The sequence below is a fragment of the uncultured Planktosalinus sp. genome (assembly GCF_963973675.1).
GTDB lineage: Bacteria > Bacteroidota > Bacteroidia > Flavobacteriales > Flavobacteriaceae > Planktosalinus.
This window is the reverse complement of sequence record NZ_CAXBAN010000280.1, coordinates 1-3,529: the sequence shown is the minus strand read 5'-3', so window position 1 is coordinate 3,529 and position 3,529 is coordinate 1. Positions and strand designations below refer to the sequence as shown.

The window sequence follows — 3,529 nt, the reverse complement described above, 5'->3', positions numbered from 1 at the left end:
TTGTTTATTTCCTTAGACACTGTCAGAAGCCATATCAAGAATATTTACACTACTTTGGAAATCAACTCTAAGGCGGAGTTGATTAAGAAATCGTATGATAATGAGTTGTGAATTGGTAGTTGAAAGCACAGTTTGGATTGAGCTAGCTCAAGAGAAGCATACAACATAGAAAAACCTCTCGAGGGCGGGTTGTGATAAGGTGCTCAGCAATCATGTTTCCAATAACCACAAGCACAATTTTGTATATGGTGTTAAAGATGTAGCTATGAACTTTATTTTGCTCTATTAGTTTTTTTAGGATGTTGCGGAAGATTTTTATTTTAAATCACCATCAGGAGGAAGCATTGTTTTAGTTATATAGCTTTGTTAGGATTCACCATTTTTTATAAGAGCTTTTAAAGTATTGCGTTTAACCGGCTCAAGGACTTCCTTTCCATATGATGTGTGATAGCTGTGGGATGACAGAAAACCGATTTGAATCTTCAACCACTTATCCTCATTTATTGAAGAATCAAAATGTGTTAGTTCAATAAAAAGTTTCCGGCTAAACTCTGTATATTTTGGTGTGCCCAGATAAAATAAGTCAGCATCTGCTACTATTTTTTCCAGAATATTATGTGGTCTTTGCGGAATTTTTGTAGCCATGATCATTCCGCATACTGTATCCAATTCCTTTTGGGTTAGAAGTGAAGGATGAAGGTCCTGGGTGGCTATTTGGCAGCTATTGCTTTCGTGATCTTCCCGATTTAACAAAAACCCGGTATCATGATACAGTGCTGCAATCTTTATGAGTTCCAGGTTTCTTCCCTTTATATTTTCATAATCCGCAAGCATTTTAGCTTTTTCAACTACAAATTCGGTGTGGTGCGCATTGTGATAGGCCAGCGAGTCAGGAAGTTCCTTTTCCAATCGGCTTATAACTTTCTTATAGCTATTTTCAAATATTTTGTCTGTCAATGCTGCTTGTTATTATGTTTTCCCAATCCACCTTTTACTTCCTTGATCCTTTGCACGTAAAAAAATGCATTGGGATCCAACTCTTTTATGGTTTCCTTAATCCTGTGTATCTCTATTCTGGTTACAATAGTCATTACAATATCACAATCCTGTTTTATCTCAAAACTGGATGGAAGATAACCCCTTTCTCCTTTATAAACGGTGATAGCCTTTCCAAAATCATTTACTATCACAGATTTTACCATTTCATATTCTTTGGAAATAATAGTTAAGGCGGTAAATTCTTCAAATCCGTCAACCACATAATCTGAAGTTTTCATAGCTGTAAAATAAACCAGGATGGAGTACATTGCTGTTTCAATTCCAAATTCAAAAGCAGCGCCAATGAAGAGCAGGGTGTTAAAGGCCAAAATAATTTCACTTGTAGAGAAACCAATTTTTTTATTGGTATAGTGGGCAATGATTTCCAGCCCGTCTATTACCCCGCCACCGCGTATAACAAGACCGATCCCCAATCCAATAAAAAAACCGCCAAATACTGCGATAAGCACCTTGTCACTGGTAATTTGTGGAAAGCTTACAAAAGTCATAAGGGCAGCAAGTAACAGAACAGCCAAAAGAGCATTTACACTGAAGGTCTTTCCTATTTTCTTATAGCCCATGAAAATGAACGGCAAATTGAAAAGGATGAATGAAGCACTGAAAGGAATATGAAAAACTTCCTCTATTAAAATTGAGATCCCTGTAATACCACCATCCAAAAAATGATTAGGGATCATAAATCCCTGTAATGCAACAAAGGCAGAAAAAACGCCTAAAATGGTATACACCATTGAAGACAGTGAAAAAATTGACTTCCAGTTAATACGATCTGAGCTACTCATAATTTATTGTAATTTGTGTTAAACTTTTATCCTCTATGAACGTTTAAATACCCCACCTTTAACTTCCTTTATACTGTTGACATAAATAAAAGCATGGGGATCGACCTTTAATACTGCTTTTTTTAACCGATGTATTTCCAGTCGGGTCACCACCGTCATGACGATATTGCAAATTTCTTTTTTTTCATAGGTGCCGGGCAAGTAACCACGTTCCCCTTTAAATACTGTAATCCCTTTTCCAAGCTCCTTTACGATAAGGCTTTGAATTGCAACGGCATCTTTGGAGATTACATGTATAGTGGTGAATTCTTCAAAGCCATCAACAATATAATTTGTGGTTTTCATGGCAGTGTAATATACAAGAATAGAATACATACCGGTCTCGATACCAAACCGGTATGCCGCCCCTAAAATGATGATGATATTGAGGGCCAAAATGATCTCTGCTGATGTAAAAGCCGATTTTTTTTCTGTGTATTGAGCTATAACTTCAAGACCATCTATAACGCCTCCTCCTTTTATAACAAACCCAATACCTAGTCCTATAAAAAACCCACCAAAAAGTGCAATGAGTACTTTGTCTTGTGTGAAAACATTGATTTCTATAAAATACATTCCTGCCGCCAGCAATAGAATTGCAATAATTGCGTGGATACCGAAAGTGTACCCAATCTTTTTAAATCCTATAATTACAAAAGGCAAGTTGAAGATTATTAAATGTATGCTAATATGAAGACTGCTTATTCCGAGTAATAGGATGGAGACCCCTGTTACCCCTCCGTCAAGAAAATTATTTGGGATTAAAAAACCCTGCAGACCCACGACAGCAAAAAAAATCCCAATCATTGTAAATAAAAGAGAGCGCAATGAGAAAATTGAATGCCAATTAATTTTTTTGTGGTTAATCATTAAAGAATTTTGTTGTTTATTACCCAGTATCTAAGGGTGTTTAATTTTAAAGCTTTTCCTTAACTCAGGATCTCATAAACAGTAAGGGGATTTTCTTTATTTTTCATTTTTATTTCTGCCACCCGGCTACAGGAAAAAGATTCCTTTACTTTTTCATAATTTGCTTCACTTATAAGGATCTGACCTTTTTTGGCTGCTGCCTGTAATCTTGCAGCTACATTTACAGCGTCCCCGATTACAGTATAATCCAGTCTTCTCAAAGTGACAGATCCAATATTGCCCCATACCATCTCCCCGCTGTTTATTCCGATGGAAACTTCAGGTTTGTAGGTTTTAGACCCTATTTTGATATCTGCATTATAAATGGCTTTTCTAATATTCAAACTCGCATCCATTGCCCGGTCAAGATGAAACTCCCCTTTGAAGGAGGCCATTACAGCATCACCAAGAAATTTATCGACGATGCCTTCCTCTTTAATAATTTCATGTACCATAATATCAAAATAGGTATTGAGCATTGCTACTACCTCGTCTGCAGGTTCATTTTCACTAATTGCCGTAAATCCGCATATATCAATAAAAGCAACGGTTCCCTCGACAGTTTCATTATCAAGGAGGGAGGTTTCCATTTTATTTCCTCCCATAAAGTTAAGCACCGTTTCATCGACATACATCCTCAGGATGTTGTTTTCCTTAACAGCCTGCAATGTTTTTTTTATTACGGCGACATGGTTTATTGTTTTTTCAATTGTTATTTCCAAATCTTTAAAATCTATTGG

The 3,529-nt window shown here is 36.4% G+C and carries 5 protein-coding genes; 1 reads left to right on the top strand and 4 read right to left on the bottom strand.

The features are described 5' to 3' along the window. On the top strand, positions 1 to 111 hold the full coding sequence (locus AACY61_RS10525) for a LuxR C-terminal-related transcriptional regulator (RefSeq protein ID WP_339611537.1): 111 nt from the start codon (positions 1 to 3) through the stop codon (positions 109 to 111). Between the two features lie 255 nt (positions 112 to 366). On the opposite strand, the gene AACY61_RS10520 is transcribed toward AACY61_RS10525, so the two are convergent. The 4 genes from AACY61_RS10520 to AACY61_RS10505 form a co-directional block, all read right to left on the bottom strand. Further along, positions 367 to 957 (bottom strand): HD domain-containing protein, encoded by a 591-nt coding sequence (locus AACY61_RS10520; protein ID WP_339611536.1) that lies wholly within the window; start codon positions 955 to 957, stop codon positions 367 to 369. Next, positions 954 to 1,841 carry a YitT family protein gene (locus AACY61_RS10515; protein WP_339611535.1) on the bottom strand — a complete coding sequence of 296 codons (888 nt, stop codon included), beginning with the start codon at positions 1,839 to 1,841 and terminating at the stop codon, positions 954 to 956. The genes AACY61_RS10520 and AACY61_RS10515 overlap by 4 nt, the downstream gene beginning before the upstream one ends. A 33-nt stretch (positions 1,842 to 1,874) precedes the next feature. After that, entirely contained in the window at positions 1,875 to 2,687 is an 813-nt protein-coding gene (locus AACY61_RS10510) for a YitT family protein (RefSeq protein WP_339611534.1), read from the bottom strand. 122 nt (positions 2,688 to 2,809) lie between these two features. Then, the coding region (locus tag AACY61_RS10505) for an adenylate/guanylate cyclase domain-containing protein (protein WP_339611533.1) at positions 2,810 to 3,529 on the bottom strand (720 nt) is incomplete at its 5' end.